This window comes from Acinetobacter sp. YH12117 (assembly GCF_013418865.1).
GTDB classification, from domain to species: Bacteria; Pseudomonadota; Gammaproteobacteria; order Pseudomonadales; family Moraxellaceae; genus Acinetobacter; species Acinetobacter indicus.
Map to the genome: position 1 here is coordinate 1 of NZ_VPBF01000009.1, position 20,748 is coordinate 20,748.

A 20,748-nucleotide genomic window follows, 5' to 3' on the forward strand; every position below is an offset into this window, starting at 1 on the left:
AATAATTCAAGTGAATTTGTTTGAAAGAAGAACTTTAAAAGCTTTATTTTCACCCGATAAAATACCCATAAAACAAGAGGAAGCTCAAATGAGCTTCCTCTTGTGAAAAATTGTGGGACAGCAATGGTGGCAAGCCACCTCTTTTTTGGTTCAGCACTTAGAAGTTATAACGTGCCATTAAACCAAAACGGTTGTCTTTAAACGTTTCACCTGCAAAGGTTTCACGCTCACCGTTGATATATTCAATACCCAAATCAACTGGTTTTACTGGCGAATAAATGAAGTTTAACCATGCTTGATACACTTCTTTATTTGCATCTTCATTTAAGGCTGCGTAGTCTGTGCCATCATCTGCAAAAATAGCACCATAACCGAGTGTTGAACGCAGGTTTGGCGCAAACTTATAGGTTGCACCGACCTGGAAAGCAGTAAATTCATTTTGTTCAATATCACCATTAGCACCTTCTACAAATGCAGTATTCGCACCGTATAGATAATTGCTGTTGCCTTGAACATAAGAAACATCAGCCGATACTTTTAGTGGTTCTGCAACCTGATAATATGCACCTGCAGCTACACCCCAACCTGTTTTGTCATCACCTGATTCAGCCTTATAGTGTTCAACCAATGCACGTGCTGATGCGGCACCTTTACCTTCAGCAAAGCCTTGAGTCAATTTAGCTGTTACCGTTGGTACACGATAAGTCACATCACTACCAGTAGCAGAGCTATTCCCTTCTTCAGCAGAAACCAACAATTGAGTCGCCGGTGCCAGTTTGTGGCTATAACGCACTTGTGGAATACGGGTAATACCGCCGCCGACGTTGGTACCAAAGTCAATCATTTCTGGTGCATGATTTGACAGGAAGTTAGAGGTGGTTTGACCCAATAACCAGTTGTCCAGCGTTAAGTATGCATGACGGATACGTAATGCATCGTTGGTTCCAGCAAAGTCAACTTCAATTTTACCGCCCACTTTACGGTCACCTACTGGTGAAGAGAAATCGAGACCTAAACGTGTAGTTTTTGGGGTTGCACGTAATTTGTCTTTAGCAGCACCTGTGCTGGTATGTACCGAGTTGAAGTCATTGTCTGCACCTTCAACAATATAGTTGGCATCACCACGCACAAAACCGTACAGATTGACTTCAGCACCGCCCTTCGACTTTAAGGAAAATGGTGAAGCCGATTTTGCTGCAGGTGCCGGTTGCGCCTGCACTTGCTGAATCTGGACTTGTTGCTGTTGCTGAACCTGTTGCTGCTGTTGAATTAAAGCTTTGAGTGCTTGTACTTCCTGGCGTAATTCTTGAATTTGTTGTTGTTCAGTGCTTGCCGCCTGTACCGTAGACGCCATTGCTGCTGTAATTGCGACCGCTAATGTTTTTGTGATAAGTGAAGTTTGGATTTTACGATCCATGGGTTTCTCCAGAGTAAAAAATAATGCGCATCCGTGCTCTTTTAAGACATTTTAAATACTGACTCAGATGGCAAGCATCCCTAATTTAAATGTCATTTAATCATCACACTTTTGCTATTTATCAACTAATTAAAAGTCTTATCGATAAAGAATTACACAAAACTGTAATCGTTTTATGCTTTCAATCTAACAATTAATTTATTTTATTAAAATCACTTCTAACGTATAAGGATAAAGGACTGATCAATTTTTCTAATTCTCGTTTGTAAAAATATCGAATTATCATAGTTTTATCGAAAAGCAAAAGTTACCCACCCGGTTAAATATTAGACTATTGTATATAGCAACAGTTGATTAGAACATAAACATTTTAAGGGATTTTTCATGGATAAAGGACAAGTACAACTGGTCGATCAGGCCATTAGCTCGCGTCATTCAGTGCGCGCCTTTTTAGATCGGCCGGTCGATCCGCAAATGATTAAAGATATTCTAAGCGTGGCCAGCCGCGCACCTTCTGGCACCAATATTCAGCCGTGGAAGGTGTATGTAGTGACCGGTCAAAAGCGTCAGGAACTCATTGATCGGGTCTGTCAGGCACAAACTGAACTGTATTTGCATCCTGAACGTGCGGCCGATTATCAGGCCACCTTTTCCTATTATCCGGAACAATGGTTCTCGCCTTTTATTGAGCGGCGCCGTGAAAATGGCTGGGGACTGTATGGCCTACTCAATATTGAAAAAGGTGAAAAGCAGAAGATGGCCGCGCAGCATCTGCGTAATTTTCAGCTGTTTGATGCACCGGTAGGCCTGTTTTTTACCCTACACCGTGACCTGGAAATTGGTTCAAAAATGGATCTTTCCATGATGATGCAAAACGTGATGATTGCCGCCAAGGCACGCGGGCTGGACACCTGTCCACAAGCAGCCTGGAATAGCTTTCATCGCATTGTACTGGAGGTCTTAAACGCCCCGGCCGATGAAGAACTGGTCTGTGGTATGGCCCTGGGTTATGCCGATCCAGAGCATATTGTAAATAGCTTTATTACCCCGCGCGTACCGGTCGAAGAATTTGCCGTGTTTGTAGAATAATTTTTTAGCTCTGGCCCTCACGCTGCAACAGCTTAAAGAGCGAAGAAGAAACCACCCGGGTTTCTTCTTTTTATTTGTAAAGATGAATCGGGTTTAGGCGGTTTTTAATTTCCGCTCCCGATGCATAATGTACATCGCAATCACCCCAATCAGAATAAACAGCAGCATCACACTGCCCATATTTAATAAAGCATCCCAGATCAGTACATTCAACATTAAGCCGCCAATTAAACCGCAGCTAAATTGCATACTGCCCATAATCGCGCTAGCTGTACCGGCACGGGCACCCTGCTCCGACATCGCCAACGCCATGGCATTGGGGCCAGTAAAACCAATTCCGGCCACAGCTAAAAACAGCCCGGCAAAAACCACAACAATCGGCGCATGGCTCATCAGCCCGGCGATGACCAGAATTAGCGCGCCAGTGCCCTGCACCGTACCGCCTATTTTTAAACGGGTCATTAAAGAGCTGCTGGTTGCCAAATGCTTGTTTAAGGTCGAGGCCAGCATAATACCGACCGCATTGGCACCAAAAGCAATCGAAAACTGCTGCTGGTTCAGGCCATAACCATCCATCAGAACAGCGGCAGAACTGCTGATATAACAGAACATCGCCCCGCCGGTAAAACAGCCGGCAATCATCGGTAAATAAAAACTGCGGTCCTTAAAAATCGCCAGATAGAGGGTCAGCACCTGATAGAAATTCAATTTCAGACGGCGCTCTGGCGGCAAGGTTTCCTGAAAGAAAAAATGAACACATAACCAGCAGACTAAACTCATGATGGCCAGACAGACAAAAATCGCCTGCCAGTCAAAAAAGCTCAGCACAATCGCCCCCAGACCCGGCGCAATAATGGGCGCAATTGCGGTCACAATCATCATGCTGGAAAAAGCCTGCGCGGAAGCCTGCATATCCAGCCGGTCACGAATTGCCGCACGGGCAATCACCACCCCGACACAGCCCCCTAAGGCCTGTAACACCCGCGCAGCAATCAGGCTCCATTCATCCTGGGCATAAACACAGAGCAGGCTGGCCAGAAAATACAGTCCCAAACCAAAATACAGTGGGGTTTTACGGCCAATCCGGTCACTTAAAGGGCCATAAATTAACTGTCCAATCGCCAGGCCCAGAAAATAAGCCGGTAGACTATTGGCCACCATTTGTGTGCTGACCCCAAAATCATCTGCCATTTGGGGCAAGGCCGGCAGATACATATCAATCGACAGCGGACCAAGCGAGGTCAGCAATGCCAGCAGTAAAATCCAGGAAGATGGATACTGCTGCTGCGGGCTTGCACTGGCATGGGAATCGGACATATTCATATTTCTTTTTTAAATGACTGATTTAAAGACAAGGTACACAGTCCATAGTATTATTTCAGGGTACTGAAAGTGAAGTTTCACATAATTGCTGCCCGCTGCATAGCATCTGGCTTCGTTTAAGGAACAGTCTTGAAATCCTGGCTCACACGTCTCAAACACATTGCCTACAACACGGCCTTTATCTATAACATCCGGATGATGATCGCCTTTGCCGGCACCGCCTTTGTTCCTTATCTGCTCGGCTATCAGCTGGCCACCATTCCGCTAACCTTGGGCGTGGTCGCAGCCGGTTTAAGCGATATTGATGACCGCTTCTCTTTAAGAATCCTGAACCAGACTTATACCTATATCGGCTTTTTTATTACCGCCGCCTCCATTCAGCTGCTGTTTCCACATCCGGTGCTGTTTGCCATTGGCCTGATTATCTCCTGTATTGGCCTGATTCTGCTCGGTTCTCTGGGCCGGCGTTATGCCACCATTGCCTATGGCTGTCTGGTGATTTCGGTTTATGCCATGCTCGGCGTGGACCTGTTTGAAGACTGGTACACCCAGCCAGCCTTGCTGGTGGCCGGTGCAGTCTGGTACGGCCTGATTTCCACCATCAGTTTTTTACTGTTTCCGGTACGGCAGCTACAAGACAAACTTTCGCAAAGCTATGCCTCGTTAGGCGATTTTCTGTTTGCCAAATCCAACCTGTTTGATGTCGATATGACACCCGGTAGTTATCAGCAAAGCCTGATTGACCTGTCAATGGAAAATGGCAAGCTGATTGGCCTGTTTAATGAACTGAAAACCGCGCTACTGACCCGCTTAAAAGGTGACCGCGGCCAGAAAGACACCCGCCGCAGCCTGCAGTATTATTTTATTGCCCAGGATATTCATGAACGTGCCGACTCCGCGCATATTGACTATCAGAAACTGGCCAAAATTTTTGAGCACAGCGACATCCTGTTCCGTTTCCAGCGTATTCTGGCGATTCAGGGCAAAGCCTGTAAAGATTTAAGCGAAAGTATCCTGAAGCGTGAACCTTATATTCACAGCAAACGCTTTAAACATGCCTTTGAAAACCTGAAACACTCGCTGCAAAAGCTACGTAGCGAACAGCAGTATGATCAGGTCTGGGTCAATGCCCTGTTTGCCCTGTATCAGAACCTTAAATCTATTGACGCGCAGTTACGCAACCTGGAAACCGAGCGTTATATCAAGCTGGATAAAACCAAACATATTGAAAACCAGCTTAAAGATGATGACCTGAAAGGCTGGGATGATATGGTCATCCGCATCAAGCAGCATTTAACTCCGGAATCGGTGCTGTTCCGGCATGCCATTCGATTATCGGCGGTGCTGCTGATTGGCTATATTTTTGTCCAGGTCACCAATATTGAATACGGCTACTGGATTTTACTGACCGCACTGTTTGTGACCCAACCCAACTTTAACGCCACCAAACGCCGCTTACGCCTGCGGATTGTCGGCACCCTGGTCGGGATTCTGGTCGGTTATAGCATCTTATATTTTATTCCGTCGGTCGAAGGTCAGCTGTTGCTGCTGGTAGTCAGCGGAATTCTGTTCTTTGAATTACGCAGTAAGCAGTATGCCCAAGCCACCGCCTTTATTACCATTCTGGCGCTGATTAACTTTAACCTCGATGGCATGGGCTTTGCCGCCGCCCTGCCGCGTATGATTGATACTTTAATTGGCTGCGCACTGGCCTGGTTTGGCGTCAGTTTTATTTTCCCGGACTGGAAATTCCGCCGTTTGCCGCGCACCATTCGCCGTGCCTTAAATGCGCAGTGTGATTATCTGACCGAAGTGGTCGAGCAATACAAAACCGGGCGCAATAACGGCCTGACCTATCGCGTGGTACGCCGTGCAGCGCATAATACCGATGCCGAACTGGCCTCGCTCATTTCTACCCTGGCCACTGAGCCGGATTTTGATGCCTCGCAAAAAGCCCAGGCTTTTAAATTGCTGTGCCTGAATCATACCTTTATCAGCTATATTGCCGCGCTGGGCGCACACCGGGAAAAAATTGAAGATCCGGAAATCTTAACCCTGCTGGACAAAGCGCTGGAAGATATTCGCGGTGCCTTGCTGAACGATGAAGTACCGGATCTGTCTTCGCAAAATATGCTGCATACCATCCGGCAGCGTTTAAGTCAAAATCATCAGGAAGATCAACAGGGACTGATTATTTTGCAGCAGTTATCACTGATGCTGACCATCCTGCATCAACTGAGTCAGCTGAAACAGAGTTTAAGCCATGACCGTGATCAGGATGCCACCGAACTGGCCTCGTTATAATTCGGATGATTTTGCAACAATAGACTCCTGAAATGCTGTAATTAATGCTAAACTTTTCTGAGTTTGAAATTTGTTAGTTCCACTATGACCGCGAAAAATTTATACGCTTATACTTTACAGCCTGTGAACTACGACATTAGCGAAGCCGAGCAGCGTCATGCCCAGCTTTTAATTTGGCGTAGCACCAACAAAATTGGCACCAAAGCCTGGGCGATCATGGGCATTATTACGGCCCTGTCTATTCTGGGGATTATCCTGATCAAGAACTATTCCACCATTTTCTGCTGGGTGGCTCTGGTCTGTGTGGTGCTGTACTTCCTGATCCGTAAATTCGGTCTGGAATGGTATGCCAAACGTAAAATGAACGAATTTCCGGTACAGGAAATTAAAGGCATCCGTCTAGGCGTGCAACCGCACGGCATCATCATGCGTCAGCAAATGGGTCTACAAGAAGGCATGGGCGCGATTAGCTGGAAAGACATTTATGAATGGTATTCTACCCCGGATTTCATTCTGGTGAACTTTACCGTCAAAGGTCAGCAAGGCGCTTATATCTTGCCGAAACGTCTGGATTCTAAAAACTTTTCCTTTAAAACCATTCGTAAGCACCTGCTTGAATCTGTAGGTGAGCCAAAACAGCTTTAAGCCTGTACGTTCAAAAAAACCTCCACCCTGCTGGAGGTTTTTTTATCCGGTTTGCACCAACCTAAATGATAATGATAATAAATATTATATTCAAACTCTATTCCATCTCGCTATTCTTCAGTTATAATTTCGCCCATTGTTCTCTTCACACTGCTGCTGTATTGCTATGCTTAAAAAAATATTTTTCCAGCTGCACTGGTTCCTTGGAATTAGTGCAGGCCTGATTCTCGCACTGATGGGTGTTACCGGTGCGATTTATTCCTATGAACAACAAATTCTAAAATGGATGAATCCGGACAGTTATACCGTGCAGGTCGAAAACCGGGCCAAGCTCACCCCGGCGGAAATCTATCAGCATTTTCAGCTGACTCAACCTGAAACCAAAATTAATAGCATTACTATCGCCTCCGATCCGGCAGCATCTTCGAGTGTCAATATTGCCAAAGAAGGCGCACGTCGCGGCCAGAATGTGCTGATTAACCCCTACAGCGCAGAAGTGTTACCCGAGATTAAAGGCCGTGAATTTTTCCAGTTTATCCAGCAGTTACACCGTAACCTGACCGTTGGCCCGGTCGGCAAGCAGATTACCGGCGCCTGTGCCTTGATGCTGATTTTCTTTGTCTTGAGTGGTCTGTATCTACGCTGGCCGAAAAAGCATTCGGTAAAACAGTGGTTCTTTGTGAAGCCGAAACTTAAAGGCCGTAACTTTATCTGGGATTTACACGCCGTTGTCGGCACCTGGGTGGTGATTTTCTACCTGATTCTAGCCTGTACCGGTCTGTACTGGTCCTATGACTGGTGGCGTAATGGCATGTTCAAGGTGCTGGGCGTAGAGCGTCCACAACCGCAAATGCAGGCCAATGCCGCGCCGCAAGGTCAGCGTGATGCGCCGCAAGGCCGTGAACGTGGCGAAGGTGCTGCGCGTGAAGGTCGTGGTGAGCGTGCGGAAGGACTGGATTCGCTGCAAATGCAGGATGTATTAAACCAGACCTGGACTGGCGTACAGGCACAACTGGGACGCGACTACTCAACCATGACCCTGAACCTGCCCAAACAGGCCAATGGTGAAGTCAGCCTGAACTTTGTCGATGCAGTACCGCAGCATGAACGTGCCCGCAATAGTGCAACCTATAACTATCAGACGGCCAGCCTCACCGACATCAGCCTGTATGAAGATAAAAAGCTCAATGAAAAAATCATGAGCAGCATGTTACCGGTTCACCGTGGCAGCTTCTTTGGTCCGGTGTACCAGTTCTTTGCCATGGTCGCTTCCCTGCTGATGCCGCTGTTCTTTGTCACCGGCTGGATGCTGTATCTGAAACGTCGCAAGCAGAAGAAACTGACCCAGGCAGCACGGAATAGCGCAAGCGCCGTCACGGTTGATCCAAATGCCAAACCGTGGCTGATTGCCTATGCCACCCAAACCGGCGTGGCGGAACAGCTGGCCTGGCGTACTGCGACCAGTTTGCAGGAAGCGCGTCAACCAGTGACCGTGAAACCGGTACAGCAATTGAGTCTGGAAGATCTGCAATCGGTAGAACAGGTGCTGTTTGTAGCCAGTACCTATGGTACCGGTGAAGCACCTGATTTAGCCTCCAGCTTTGACAAGAAAATCCTGAGCAGCTCGGCCAATTTACAGCATCTGCGTTATGCGGTACTGGCGCTGGGCTCCAAGGAATATCCGGACAGCTACTGCAGCTTTGGTCATAAAATTGATCAGTGGTTACAACGCAATCAGGCGCAGCCTCTGTTTGCCACCATTGAAGTGGACAATGCCAGCAATGAAGATATCCAACGCTGGAATACAGCACTAGCTCAAGCCACCCAGCTTGAATTGCAAGGCATGGACATTCACAAGACCTTTGACAGCTGGATTCTGAAACAGCGTGATCTGCTCAATCCGAACAGTCTGGGTGCACCAGCCTATAATATCGAGCTGGCGCCGCAACACGAAGCACACTGGGAAGCCGGTGATATTGCCGAAATCCAGCCAGGGAACAGTCCTGAGCGTCTGGCAGCCTTTATACAACAGCATCAGATTCAGCCGGGTACCCTGCTAGATTCGACCGGTGAACCGATTGAACAGGCGCTCTGGGACAAAGACCTGACCATTGAAGTCGAGCCGTTTGCCAATCTGGAACAGTTACTGGAACAGTTACCGACTCTGCCTGCACGTGAATACTCAATTGCCAGCATTCCATCGCAGCAGATTCTGCGTCTGGTGGTCCGTCAGCAATCCGATGCCCAAGGTCAACTGGGTCTTGGTTCGGGCTGGCTCACCCAACATGCGCCGCTACAGAGCAGTATTGCCCTGCGCATTCGCACCAATGAGTCGTTCCACCTGATTGATGACAACCGTCCAATCATCTGTATTGGTAACGGGACTGGTATTGCCGGACTGATGAGTCTGTTACAGGCGCGCATCCGTCATGACTATACCCAGAACTGGCTGATTTTCGGTGAACGTCAGCGCGCACATGACTTTTTCTATGAAAATATTGTGTCTGCATGGCAAAGCACCGGCATGTTGCAGCGTCTGGACGTGGCCTTCTCGCGTGATCAGGAACAGAAAGTTTATGTACACCATAAATTGCGTGAACAGGCCGAAGAACTGCAACGCTGGATTGAGCAAGGTGCCGTGATTTATGTCTGCGGCAGTATTGATGGCATGGCCAGCGATGTTGACCAGACCCTGATTGAACTGCTTGGTGAAGCTATGGTGGATCAGTTACGCAGTGAAGGCCGTTACCGCCGTGATGTCTACTAAGTTTTGCTAACTTGCTGAAAACTAAAATTGAAAAAACCGGACTTGATGTCCGGTTTTTTCATCTTGATCTTTTATAATCTGCAGATACATCACGCTATTTATGATTATTCCGCCATGCAGAGTCACAGCCACGCCCCACTGAAACGTCTTCTGAGCCTGATGGCTGCAGTTCTACTGCTGGCCAATGGTCTGTGGTTGCTCAGCCTGAACAGCTTTCACTTTGGTACCCTGCTGCCGATGCTGCTCGGTGCAGCACTGTTCATTTATGCCTTGTGTTATGTTCCGCTACAGCGCTGGATTCGACAGCGCCCGATCTATCAACAAGGCTGGCGTTTAGTATGGGGTACTTTCTGGGTCTGGCTACTCAGTGTGGTACTGTTCTTTGGCTACTTACACTGGCAAAGCCTGCATAGCCAGCCCAATCCGAATACGCAGGCGATTCTGATTTTAGGCGGGGGAATCCAGCACAACCAGCCAACGCCAACCTTGGCCAAACGCCTGGATGCCGGGGCAGTGTTGGCCAAGCAGCTGCCGCAGATTCCCATTATCGTCAGTGGTGGCGCCGCTTTTGGGAATCAGTGGACCGAAGCCGAAGTGATGGCGCACTATTTAACAGAGCAACATCATCTTCCGAAAACACGAATTCTGTTGGAAGCACGCAGCACCAGTACCGCTCTGAATTTCCACAATTCCAAGGCCTTGCTGGCACAGCACGACATTCAGCTCAGTGATCCGATTGCCGTGGTCACCAGTGATTTTCATTTACCGCGTGCGCTGGCCATTGCCCGCAAACAGGGCTATCAGCAGCCCTTATCCTATAGCGCACCCACGCCGCTCTATATTCGCTATAACTCCTGGTTACGCGAATATTTTGCTTATATAAGCGGCTGGCTGCTCAATGAATATTAATACCCAATAAAGATTAATTAAGGCGAATGGAACGTGGCGAAGGCAGTTGCAGGTTTTTATAGACTTCAGGTTTTTGCAGATAAATCTGGTAAAGATAGTTTTTAATATCCAGCAGCAGCTTTTCCGGTGCCACCAGTACATTCTGCCCTTCGGGACTAAGATTCATTGACACCAGTGTGCTTTCCTGTCTTAAAAATGGCAGGACTTTTTCAATAAAATCTTTAAAGCTGACTTCCTGAATATCGTAATTTTCCCAGTTGTCTTTGACCAGCAGTTTGGCCAGACTTTTATTTTGCCAGACCGCAAAAGCACGCTGTCCGGTGGGTGTGGCACATAAGGCCCAGCCATCATGATACAGCGCAAACACTTGTCCCTGGCTGACCATGATTTCAATAAACTGTTTGTAAATATCTTGAACGTTATAGCTTGAAGTTTGAGATTTAGACGCGGCCTTGCGTTGATATGGATTGCGCATAGATCATCCAGTCCATTTTATTGTTTTATAATGCTGGGATTCTATGGAATATTTAAGATTTAGGCAAGAAAGATATGGTGGGCGCTGACGGGATCGAACCGCCGACATTCTGCTTGTAAGGCAGACGCTCTACCAACTGAGCTAAGCGCCCTGAAGAGTAAAAAATAATATATTATTTTTTACGACGCAAGACCAACGAAGTGTGTAGTCTTGGTAATTGATCACATTTTTCACATCAGGGCATGAAAAATGGCGCAGCGGACGGGGCTCGAACCCGCGACCCCCGGCGTGACAGGCCGGTATTCTAACCAACTGAACTACCGCTGCAACGGTAATTGCGTAAGCAATTAAGGTCTTTTAAGCTTTACAGCTTGAATATGGTGGGCGCTGACGGGATCGAACCGCCGACATTCTGCTTGTAAGGCAGACGCTCTACCAACTGAGCTAAGCGCCCTGATTAAGATTGTCAATCTTGATTCCACTATAAGCTCAGGAAACTTATAGGGCTATTCTTTGAGATGGCGCAGCGGACGGGGCTCGAACCCGCGACCCCCGGCGTGACAGGCCGGTATTCTAACCAACTGAACTACCGCTGCATCGCAAAAGAATCATGGTGGGCGCTGACGGGATCGAACCGCCGACATTCTGCTTGTAAGGCAGACGCTCTACCAACTGAGCTAAGCGCCCTCAAAAGCGTTTTATGTAAATGGCGCAGCGGACGGGGCTCGAACCCGCGACCCCCGGCGTGACAGGCCGGTATTCTAACCAACTGAACTACCGCTGCACTTACACAAAGTCACTATTGTGGTTCAAACGAATATTAAAGAAGCTTAAGTGGCGCAGCGGACGGGGCTCGAACCCGCGACCCCCGGCGTGACAGGCCGGTATTCTAACCAACTGAACTACCGCTGCACGTAAGAATCTTTAACGTAAAGGCTTGGTGGGCGCTGACGGGATCGAACCGCCGACATTCTGCTTGTAAGGCAGACGCTCTACCAACTGAGCTAAGCGCCCTTAACGTCTTCATCGTTTGTGAGGTGCATTATAGAGAATCTTTACCGCCTGTCAAACGCTTTTCTGCCAGTTTTCACTTTTTTATGACTGAGTGATTAAAAAATAAGTGATTCGCTAGAAAAACAAACAAATTCTGTATGTTATTTGACTTTATTCAAAAAATTTTATTTTTAGCCCACTAGGGAATAGAAGAAATTTCTTGCAATTACCCCCCTGCTCGCCTGCACATTTTTATTTTTTCCCTGTGAAAAATGCCAGTAAAATTCAGGCTTAAGTCTTATGGCTGGGGTTCAATGGCCAAGGGACTAAAATCCAGCCGCTCTTCAGACAGATACACCAATGCCTGTTCTGGAATCAGCTCGAACAGCTCGATAATGTCGCGATTGCGCATCCGGATACAGCCATGTGATTTGGGAATACCCATCGGTTCAGTATCTGGCGTGCCATGCAAATAAATATAACGTTTAAAGGTGTCACAGCCAGCGCCCTGGTTAAAACCATCCTCCAGCCCTGATAGCCATAAAATACGGGACAAAATCCAGTCACGTTCAGGAAACTGTTCGGCCAGCTCATCATCATAAATTTCACCCGTTGGCTGACGGGCAATAAACACGGTATTTTCCGGCGCATCTGCACCAAACTTGAGGGCCACCTGATGCCAGCCACGTGGGGTTTTGCCACTATTTTCTGCTTCACCAATGCCCTTTTCACCGGTAGACACCACATACAGTTTATTGTGTTTTGGTAGATATAAGGTCTGCTCAGATAAATCAACCAGAATATCCGCAGCATGTAGAGGGTAGATCATTCTTGCTTTACCTTTGGTGGAGTGACAACAACAGGTTCAGGGCGTAGCCATAACCAGATTGCCACCACAAACATGGTCAGGTTGGTAAAAATTTTGACTGCCAGCGGAGCCGTGGTAAATAACATGATGCAGGCACTGATCAGCATCATGATGGTGGCAAACCATTTGGCTTTACGCGGTACGGTGCCATTGGCACGCCAGTCTCTTAAGGTCTGGCCATATTTGGGATGGTTCAACAACCAGGCATCCATTTGCGGCCAGCCTTTGGATGCAGCCCAGGCCGCTAAAATCAGAAAGACTGTTGTTGGCATACCGGGCAACACTGCACCAATGAAGCCGAGGATGACAAAAATCACCACCAAACTTCGCCAAAACAATACTCTCATACCGCAACCCTACCCGTCGAATTGCGCTAGTATAAAGCGTTTTTAAACTTTTCTTCGTTGTAATTCTGCTGTTTAACCATGAATTTACTGATGTCGCCTAACACCTTTACTGATATTTCTGCTGAACCCTGGTTAAATTTCCGCAATCCGCTGGTGCGGCAACTGGCCTTTAGCGTGGCCAGTCCCAACATTTTACAGCAGCTGCCACCAGCACTGGAGCAGCGTTATGGCTTTGATTTTCATCCTACAGATTGCTGGTTGCAGCACTTTGATCATTATCAAAGCCGGCTGAAGCATTTAGACCAGCATCCGGCTGCACTGGAAGATTTTTTAAGCCAGCTCAAAAGTACCCGGCTAGGGCTGCGGTTTGAAATGCTGCTCTGGTTCTGGCTGACCGAGCGTGACTATCATCCTTATGAATTGCTCGGGCATAGTATTCAGATAATTGATGGACCACGCACCACGGGCGAACTCGATTTTCTGCTGCTAAACCATAACCACCAGCAAGTTGAACATTGGGAAGTAGCACTCAAATATTATCTGGCCGAACGTGATTTGAGCCTACCCTACTGGTATGGGCTGAACCGCAGCGACACCTTATTGCGCAAGTTAACCCACTTTACCCAAAAGCAGTTTCAGTTTCAGCAGGCCCAAGGTCATACCATTCAGCAGCGCTTTGCCGTATTAAAAGGCCAGCTGTATCTGCCTGAACATGTTACTGCACAGGCTCTTCCCGACTGGGTCAATCCCGAGCGCAGAATTGGCACCTGGGGCCAGCATTTGCCACACAATCATCAGGATTTTTACCGGCTGCAACGGCACGAATGGATTTGCCCACATGCCTACCCAAGCAGTTCAGCCAACGCATTCTGGAGCAATGGCTTATATCTGAATCAGGACCAGTCTGCATTTTATATGTATCGCAACCCGGTGCTGATGGATGCGTGTTATCAGCACTATTGGACTAAAAGCCTATCTTTGAACAACATTTAATTACTCAACCACAATCAAAGCACTATATTTTTTTGGCTGTATATTTCTTACTCTAATTTTCACATCAGAATAATTTATGCTTAATGATACGGAGATGATGATGAAAAAAATTCTAGCGACTTCATTACTAATGATGTTTGTTCTGACTGGTTGTAATACAGTAAAAGGTCTAGGTGAAGATGTCTCGTCAGCAGGTAATGCGGTAAGTAATACGGCTGAAAAAACTCAGGACGAAATCCGTCAATAATCAAATTTCAATGCAAATTCCCGGCAAAAACCTTATCTCCTGATAAGGTTTTTTTATATTAAAAACTCCCCTTCTCGGCATGATTCCCCTATTATAGGGGCAAATTTTTTGCATGATTCCAAAGCCATGAACCACTCAGATACGCTCGAGCTCAGCTTACAGTTATTACGTCAACCTTCCGTAACACCTGTTGATCATAACTGCCAAGACATCATGGCGGAACGCTTAAAAAAGATTGGCTTTAATATTGAATCAATGCGTTTTGAAGATGTCGATAATCTTTGGGCGCGTAAAGGCACAGAAGGCCCGGTGTTCTGTTTTGCCGGTCATACCGATGTGGTCCCTACCGGTAGTTTAGATGCCTGGCATTCTGACCCGTTTGCTCCAGAAATTCGTGATGGCAAGCTCTATGGCCGCGGTAGTGCCGATATGAAAACGGCATTGGCAGCCATGGTGGTGGCTTCAGAACGCTTTGTGGCCAAACATCCAGATCATAAAGGCTCAATTGCGTTCTTAATTACCTCAGATGAAGAAGGCCCATCCATTAACGGTACCGTGAAAGTGGTTGAAACCTTAGAAGCACGCAATGAAAAAATGGACTGGTGTCTGGTCGGTGAACCATCAAGTACCCATCGTCTGGGTGATATTGTCAAAAATGGCCGTCGCGGTTCATTAAATGCGGTATTAACCGTGAAAGGCAAACAGGGCCATGTGGCTTATCCACATCTGGCAATTAACCCGATTCATACTGCCTCTAAAGCGCTGGCTGAACTGTGCGAAACTGTTTGGGACAATGGCAACGAATACTTCCCGGCCACCTCTTTCCAGGTGTCGAATATTCAGGCCGGTACCGGTGCAACCAACGTGGTACCGGGCACCATGACCGTGACCTTTAACTTCCGTTACTCGACTGAAGTGACTGCTGAGCAGCTCAAAGCCCGGGTACTGGAAATTCTGGACCGTCATCAACTGAACTATGACATTCAATGGACACTGTCCGGTTTACCATTCCTGACCCCAGTCGGTGAACTGGTCAATGCCGCCAAAAATGCGATTCGCAATGTGACTGGTGTTGAGACTGAACTGTCTACTTCGGGCGGAACATCAGATGGCCGCTTTATCGCGCCAACCGGTGCACAAGTGCTGGAACTCGGTGTGCTGAACGCGACCATTCACCAGATCAATGAACACGTGAATATTGATGATTTAGAACCACTGGCTGAAATTTATGAGCAGATTCTTGAAGGTTTACTGACTTAATTTCTTGCTGTTGTATAAAAAAGGAACTCCGCGGAGTTCCTTTTTTTTGTAGCTGTTGCTGACTGTTAAATTAGCTATTCAAACCCAGACTGGCCTGAATATACACCAGATTCGGGACATGGAATACCCGCTCACCCATACGCACATACTGGAATACCGCCGGATGCTGGCCTTCACGCTCATCATCAACCACTTCCGAAATACGCAGACGGATGGTTTTTGGCATGGCATTGCACATCAGGGCAAAACGCTGGTCAATTTCATCGCCTTCAATCACCAAGGCAACGCCCTGATTTTGCTCTGGATGGGTAACACGATATACCGGCAGTTTTAGATCATGCCACTCGACATGATCGACCGCGGTAGAACTGTCCAGCGCCGACAGGACAATATTCTGTGGAATCAGCATATCTTCCTGATCATGACATTCCACAATATAGGCATCAATAAAACCGGTCGAAACGGTAATCAGATGTTGCAGTTCCTGCTGGCTAATCTGGTCGATTTTGCTGGTGCTGTTGCTTTGACTCATGCTTTAGCCTCACTGCTATGCAAAATGTTTTCAATATTGGCAAGCAATTCTGCTTCCTGGAACGGTTTACCCATATAGTGCGTTACCCCCAAGCTAAAGGCACGTTCGCGGTGTTTTTCACCGGTACGCGAGGTAATCATGATAATTGGCAAGTCACGATGGATGTCATGGTGGCGTACCAGGTTGGTCACCTCAAAACCGTCCATACGCGGCATTTCAATATCCAGCAGCATCAGATCCGGTTTAACATTTTCCAGCTGCTCAATCGCATCGACACCGTCTTTGGCCGTGACCACATCAAAGCCCTGACGTTCGAGCAGACGTGACGTGACCTTACGTACGGTCACCGAGTCATCCACAATCATCACCAGACGACGGGTATCACGACGCTGTACTTCACGCGGCTCCATCACATGCTTGATGCGCTGGGTTGCCTGAATCTGACGGGCAATATTCTGACCATCCAGAATCAGACAGACCTGACCATCACCAAGAATGGTCGCGCCGGCAATCGAGCCCACGCTGGAGAACTGCTGCCCAATCGGTTTCATCACAATCTGGCCACGCGAACCAATCAGCTGATCGACCAGTAAGGCAATGGTCTGACCAGTATTGCCTTTAATCAGCAGCACCGGCAATGAATGTGCGATATTGCTTAAACGCGGCAATGGCTGATTGGCAACAAACTCGGACAGATAGCGCAACTTATAGTTTTGCTGATCAATCTTGAAGTAGTCATCTTTGCTGCTGAAGTAACTTTCCAGCGCAGAAGGTGAAATTCGTACAATACGGTCAATTTGCGCCAATGGAATTGCGAACTGCTGATCGCCAACTTTTACCATCAAGGCATCGGATACCGCCACTGTGGTCGGTACGCGAATACTGAAAGTAGTGCCTTTACCGAGTTCAGAATCGACCTCAACATGGCCGCCCAGCGCTTTAATTTCGCTTTGCACCACGTCCAGACCGACGCCACGACCCGAAATTTGGGTCACGGCTTGTGCGGTACTAAAGCCCGGATGGAAAATCAGCTGCAGGATTTCTTTCTTGTCCAGCTGCTGCTCTGGCTGAATCAGGCCAAGGCTCAGGGCTTTGGCGTGAATTTTGGTTTCATCAATCCCCTTACCATCATCGGTAAAGCTAATCAGTACATCAGTGCCCTGACGGCCAATGTTCAGCTCAATCTGGCCCACTTCCGGCTTCGCTGCCTGTTTACGTACAGCGGCATCTTCCAGGCCATGGTCCACCGCATTACGCAACATGTGTTCAAATGGTGAAATCAGGCGTTCCAGAATGGTCCGGTCCAGCTCGCCTTCGGTATTGTGTACCACCAGCTCGGCAGGACGGTTTAAGGTCGATGAAGTCTGACGCACAATCCGCTGTAAACGTGGCAACATGCGCGAGAACGGTACCAGACGGGTACGCATCAGGCTTTCCTGAATTTCTGCCTGAATCCGCGACTGTTGCAGTAACAGACCTTCGGCATCACGAATCTTGTCCGCCAGCGTGGTCTTAAAGTCCACCAAGTCCGACGCCGATTCCGCCAACGATTTTGACAGCTGGTTCAAGGAGGAGTACTGGTCCATCTCCAGCGGGTCGAAGTCGGTATAGCGTGAATGTTCATCACCATGTTTGGCAATAATCTGGCTTTCCAGCTCGCCTTCCATTCGGCGTAACTGATCGGCCAGACGTTTAATCGCCAGTTCCATTTCATTCAGGGTACCGCCCAGCTGACCCAGCTCCATCTCGATTCGCGAGCGGTTAATCGCGTTTTCACCCGACAGGTCAATCATCTTCTCAACCAGATCAGCCGAAATACGGATCATCTCATTGCTGTTATCCAGCTGTGCGGTTTCGCTCCATTCGCCCTGCATGGATGGCGGCTCGGCACCATCACCCTGCACAAATTCGAAGGTTTTGCTTGGCGCCAGCAGATCGGCGGTATTGAAGCGTTCTGGCAGCTGCGCCGTCGCATTGACGTATTCAATCGACTCCAGGCTGGCTTTCAGGCTATCAAAATTGCTGTAATCGCGCTGGAAGATGGCTTCTTTTAACCAGACCACAGTGGTGTTGAGCAAGGCATCATAGGCATTGGAATTAAACTGATGCACCGCAAACTGTTCAAAGGTATTTTCCAGCTGATAAGCAATCACGGCCACCGGCTCGATTTCGGCCATACGCGCGCCGCCTTTCAGGCTGTGCGCAGCACGTTGTAACTGCAGCAAAATACTTCGGTCACTACGATGGTCAAACCACTGCTTTAACAGGCTTTCTGTGGTGTCGAGCAGTTCCTCGGCTTCTTCCAGGAAGGTTTCTTCCACAATCGAATGCAGATTGTCTTCACCGTCATTTTCAGTAGTAGATACCGCGTCTGTAGGGATGCTCTGCTCAGCCAGGGTCGGCGCATCTTCCAGTACCGGTTCGCTGCTAATATCTGGCTGCTGCTCATCTTCAGGCGCAGCATAGGCTGTTTCTGCAGGTGTTGGCTGTTCCAGCTCAAACTCAAGTGCAGCTGCATCAGACTGTTGTACATCTGCGCTAGAGGTTGCTTCAGCTGCCACTGCCAGTGATTCAGCTTCAACCAGTTGACCTTGGGCCAGTTCGCTAATATTTTCCAGAATCGCCAGTGATTCCTGCGCCGGATAATCGACTTGCTGTTCACGGATGGTCTGGATACGGTCCGCAATATTGTCCTGAACCAAACGGATAATCTGAATCAATGCGGTCGATGCGCTCATCTGACGGTTAATGATGCGCTCATAAATAGTTTCTAAATGGTGCGCAATCAGACCGATATGGCTGGCTGCAATCATGTTGGCACCACCTTTTAAGGTGTGCAGATGGCGCATCAGATTGTTCAGTGCAGCAGTATTGCTCGAGTCTTGGCTCCAGCTGTTAACATCCTGGTCAATACCCGCGAGTAACTCTTCGGCTTCTTCCAGGAAAATGTCCAGCAGGTCTGGATCAAAGTCCTTGTTGGCTTCAGCGCTGTCCATGTATTGACGGTCAGCTTCCAGACGCTGTGACAATACGGCCAGATTCAGCCCTGCACCGGCTTCAGCCGTTTCGGTTACAGCTTCTGTGGTATCAGTTTCTGGGCTTAGCGCTTCAATATCCTGCTGTACAAAGGCACTCAGGTTATTGATGATCTGCTGAGCATCTTCGCTTAAGCTGACACGTTGCCCGGCAGCCAGGGTATCAAACAGATGGATAAATTCCTGATGCGCCTGTCCAAATAATTCAAAGGCATAATCGCTATGCAGCAAGCTTGGCTTATCCAGCAAGGCCGCATAGGCCAGTTGTAATTCCTGGGTAAAATCATGAATACCCTGAGAGGCGCGGTTATCGGTACGCTCTACCAGCAGCTTCGCCTGATGGCTCAGGGTCTGGATATATTCCGGATATTCAGCCTGCGCGCGCTGGTCAAATTCGAACTCAGCATCGAGCAACTGATCAATATTCAGTTCAATCAGCTTGGATACCAGACCTTGCGGATTCACTGATTCATCAACATCTTCCAGGCTAAAGCCATAGTTCTGCCATGCAGTATTGAAAGTCTGATAAATCCGGTCCATGCCGGCACTGTCATTCTGCGGCAACAGATGCAGATAATCCCGCACAAATTCAGCATATTGCAATAACAGTGCGGTTTCTTTGGAGGTCGATTCAATTTCATCCTGTAACAGGGTCTTGAACAGGTTTTCGACCTTGGAGCTGGCATCAAAAATCTGCTCGATGTGTGCCATGGATGAACTGCCGCGCAAGGTATGCAGGGCACGAATCAGGCCATTGTAATCTTGGGTTTTCAGCTCATCATGTGCCAGGAAGCGATCCACTGTTAACAGGTGTTCTTCTGCTTCTTCAATAAAGATGGCCAGTGTTTCAGCTGCTAGCGGATCTTCTTCAACACTATCAGCCACAGCCAGCTCGGCATCTACAGCAACCTGCTCATCAGTGCTTGCTGTATCAAACTCCAGACCAGTAATACTGTCGCTGGATGTTAAGCTGCTCGCCAGTTGTAGAAGTTCTTCTAAGGCCGGTTCAGGACTTAAATTTTGTTGTAATTGTTGTCCTAACAGCACCAATGGACGCAGATCCAGTGCCATCGGCTGGGCATGTTTAAAGCTTGGATAAAGTTTGTATTCAAAGACGTTCGCCACCGCGGTTGCAAACTGCTGCACCTGCGCTGACAGGGTCAAACTACCGGAAATGACCCGGTTTAAGGTATCTTCAACCGTCCAGGCCAGCTCCCCTGCCGACTTGGCCCCAACCATACGTCCCGAACCTTTTAAGGTATGAAAATGACGGCGAATGGTGGTTAGCGTTTCCTGATCGTTAGGCTGCGTGGCCCATTGAGCCAACAGGTCTTTTAGCTCAACGAAGATTTCTTCAATTTCTTCAACAAAAATTTCTAGAATTTCTGCATCTTGATCAAGATAACTATCTTCAGGAAGCGCAGTCGTTTCAACTAAATTTTTTAATATTTCTTTCATAGCTAAGGCTTCTTATGTTTTCAGCGCCCAGCGGCACTCAAACTTAATTGTAACCATCACGTATAACCTAACCCTGAAGTTAAGCT

General features: G+C 47.9%; 15 protein-coding genes and 8 tRNA genes. 8 read left to right on the forward strand and 15 right to left on the reverse strand.

Annotation, left to right across the window (positions count from 1 at the left end; all coding sequences use genetic code 11):
• Positions 1-157 precede the first annotated feature (157 nt).
• Positions 158-1,417: a DcaP family trimeric outer membrane transporter gene (locus FTU55_RS04960; RefSeq protein WP_180046351.1), complete on the reverse strand. Its 1,260-nt coding sequence runs from the start codon at positions 1,415-1,417 to the stop codon at positions 158-160.
• Between the two features lie 384 nt (positions 1,418-1,801).
• Here FTU55_RS04960 and FTU55_RS04965 point away from each other — a divergent pair, with 384 nt between their 5' ends.
• Positions 1,802-2,506, forward strand: a complete 705-nt coding sequence (locus tag FTU55_RS04965) for a nitroreductase (RefSeq protein ID WP_104471189.1) — start codon at positions 1,802-1,804, stop codon at positions 2,504-2,506.
• 93 nt (positions 2,507-2,599) lie between these two features.
• On the opposite strand, the gene FTU55_RS04970 is transcribed toward FTU55_RS04965, so the two are convergent.
• Positions 2,600-3,823: a multidrug effflux MFS transporter gene (locus tag FTU55_RS04970; RefSeq protein ID WP_180046353.1), complete on the reverse strand. Its 1,224-nt coding sequence runs from the start codon at positions 3,821-3,823 to the stop codon at positions 2,600-2,602.
• Positions 3,824-3,958: 135 nt separating this feature from the next.
• Here FTU55_RS04970 and yccS point away from each other — a divergent pair, with 135 nt between their 5' ends.
• The 4 genes from yccS (at position 3,959) to FTU55_RS04990 (ending at position 10,454) form a co-directional block, all read left to right on the forward strand.
• A complete protein-coding gene (yccS, locus tag FTU55_RS04975) occupies positions 3,959-6,133 on the forward strand; it encodes a YccS family putative transporter (protein WP_180046355.1) in 2,175 nt (724 codons plus the stop codon).
• Between the two features lie 84 nt (positions 6,134-6,217).
• Positions 6,218-6,778, forward strand: coding sequence for a YcxB family protein (locus FTU55_RS04980; RefSeq protein WP_005179510.1), 561 nt, complete (start codon positions 6,218-6,220; stop codon positions 6,776-6,778).
• A gap of 166 nt (positions 6,779-6,944) precedes the next feature.
• Positions 6,945-9,545, forward strand: coding sequence for a sulfite reductase flavoprotein subunit alpha (locus FTU55_RS04985; RefSeq protein ID WP_180046357.1), 2,601 nt, complete (start codon positions 6,945-6,947; stop codon positions 9,543-9,545).
• A 114-nt stretch (positions 9,546-9,659) separates the two neighbouring features.
• Positions 9,660-10,454, forward strand: coding sequence for a YdcF family protein (locus FTU55_RS04990; protein WP_180046359.1), 795 nt, complete (start codon positions 9,660-9,662; stop codon positions 10,452-10,454).
• Positions 10,455-10,467: 13 nt separating this feature from the next.
• Here FTU55_RS04990 and FTU55_RS04995 read toward each other — a convergent pair whose 3' ends face one another.
• From FTU55_RS04995 to FTU55_RS05045, 11 genes are all read right to left on the reverse strand, one after another.
• Entirely contained in the window at positions 10,468-10,929 is a 462-nt protein-coding gene (locus FTU55_RS04995) for a DUF2750 domain-containing protein (protein ID WP_005179520.1), read from the reverse strand.
• Between the two features lie 75 nt (positions 10,930-11,004).
• Positions 11,005-11,080: transfer RNA gene (locus FTU55_RS05000), tRNA-Val, on the reverse strand.
• A gap of 99 nt (positions 11,081-11,179) precedes the next feature.
• Positions 11,180-11,256 (reverse strand) — tRNA-Asp (locus tag FTU55_RS05005).
• Positions 11,257-11,307: 51 nt separating this feature from the next.
• Positions 11,308-11,383 (reverse strand) — tRNA-Val (locus tag FTU55_RS05010).
• Positions 11,384-11,448: 65 nt separating this feature from the next.
• A tRNA-Asp gene (locus FTU55_RS05015) sits at positions 11,449-11,525 on the reverse strand.
• 15 nt (positions 11,526-11,540) lie between these two features.
• Positions 11,541-11,616: transfer RNA gene (locus tag FTU55_RS05020), tRNA-Val, on the reverse strand.
• Positions 11,617-11,636: 20 nt separating this feature from the next.
• Positions 11,637-11,713 (reverse strand) — tRNA-Asp (locus FTU55_RS05025).
• A gap of 51 nt (positions 11,714-11,764) precedes the next feature.
• Positions 11,765-11,841, reverse strand: a tRNA-Asp gene (locus tag FTU55_RS05030).
• Positions 11,842-11,867: 26 nt separating this feature from the next.
• A tRNA-Val gene (locus FTU55_RS05035) sits at positions 11,868-11,943 on the reverse strand.
• A gap of 277 nt (positions 11,944-12,220) precedes the next feature.
• The gene (elsL, locus tag FTU55_RS05040; protein WP_005179524.1) at positions 12,221-12,751 is read right to left on the reverse strand and encodes a cell wall-recycling L,D-carboxypeptidase ElsL; all 531 of its coding nucleotides are present in this window, start codon (positions 12,749-12,751) and stop codon (positions 12,221-12,223) included.
• Positions 12,748-13,137, reverse strand: a complete 390-nt coding sequence (locus FTU55_RS05045) for a YbaN family protein (protein ID WP_075167111.1) — start codon at positions 13,135-13,137, stop codon at positions 12,748-12,750. The genes elsL and FTU55_RS05045 overlap by 4 nt, the downstream gene beginning before the upstream one ends.
• Before the next feature lie 90 nt (positions 13,138-13,227).
• Here FTU55_RS05045 and FTU55_RS05050 point away from each other — a divergent pair, with 90 nt between their 5' ends.
• The 3 genes from FTU55_RS05050 (at position 13,228) to dapE (ending at position 15,637) form a co-directional block, all read left to right on the forward strand.
• Positions 13,228-14,130, forward strand: a complete 903-nt coding sequence (locus FTU55_RS05050; protein WP_180046397.1) for a DUF1853 family protein — start codon at positions 13,228-13,230, stop codon at positions 14,128-14,130.
• 100 nt (positions 14,131-14,230) lie between these two features.
• Complete coding sequence (locus FTU55_RS05055) at positions 14,231-14,377, forward strand: entericidin A/B family lipoprotein (RefSeq protein ID WP_005179532.1); 147 nt, start codon at positions 14,231-14,233, stop codon at positions 14,375-14,377.
• A 126-nt stretch (positions 14,378-14,503) separates the two neighbouring features.
• Complete coding sequence (gene dapE, locus FTU55_RS05060; protein ID WP_005179534.1) at positions 14,504-15,637, forward strand: succinyl-diaminopimelate desuccinylase; 1,134 nt, start codon at positions 14,504-14,506, stop codon at positions 15,635-15,637.
• A 70-nt stretch (positions 15,638-15,707) separates the two neighbouring features.
• Here the strand turns inward: dapE and FTU55_RS05065 are convergent, their stop codons facing one another.
• Together FTU55_RS05065 and FTU55_RS05070 are read right to left on the reverse strand one after the other, a co-directional pair.
• Entirely contained in the window at positions 15,708-16,169 is a 462-nt protein-coding gene (locus FTU55_RS05065) for a hypothetical protein (protein WP_180046361.1), read from the reverse strand.
• Complete coding sequence (locus FTU55_RS05070) at positions 16,166-20,662, reverse strand: Hpt domain-containing protein (protein ID WP_180046363.1); 4,497 nt, start codon at positions 20,660-20,662, stop codon at positions 16,166-16,168. The genes FTU55_RS05065 and FTU55_RS05070 overlap by 4 nt, the downstream gene beginning before the upstream one ends.
• Between the last annotated feature and the right edge of the window lie 86 nt (positions 20,663-20,748).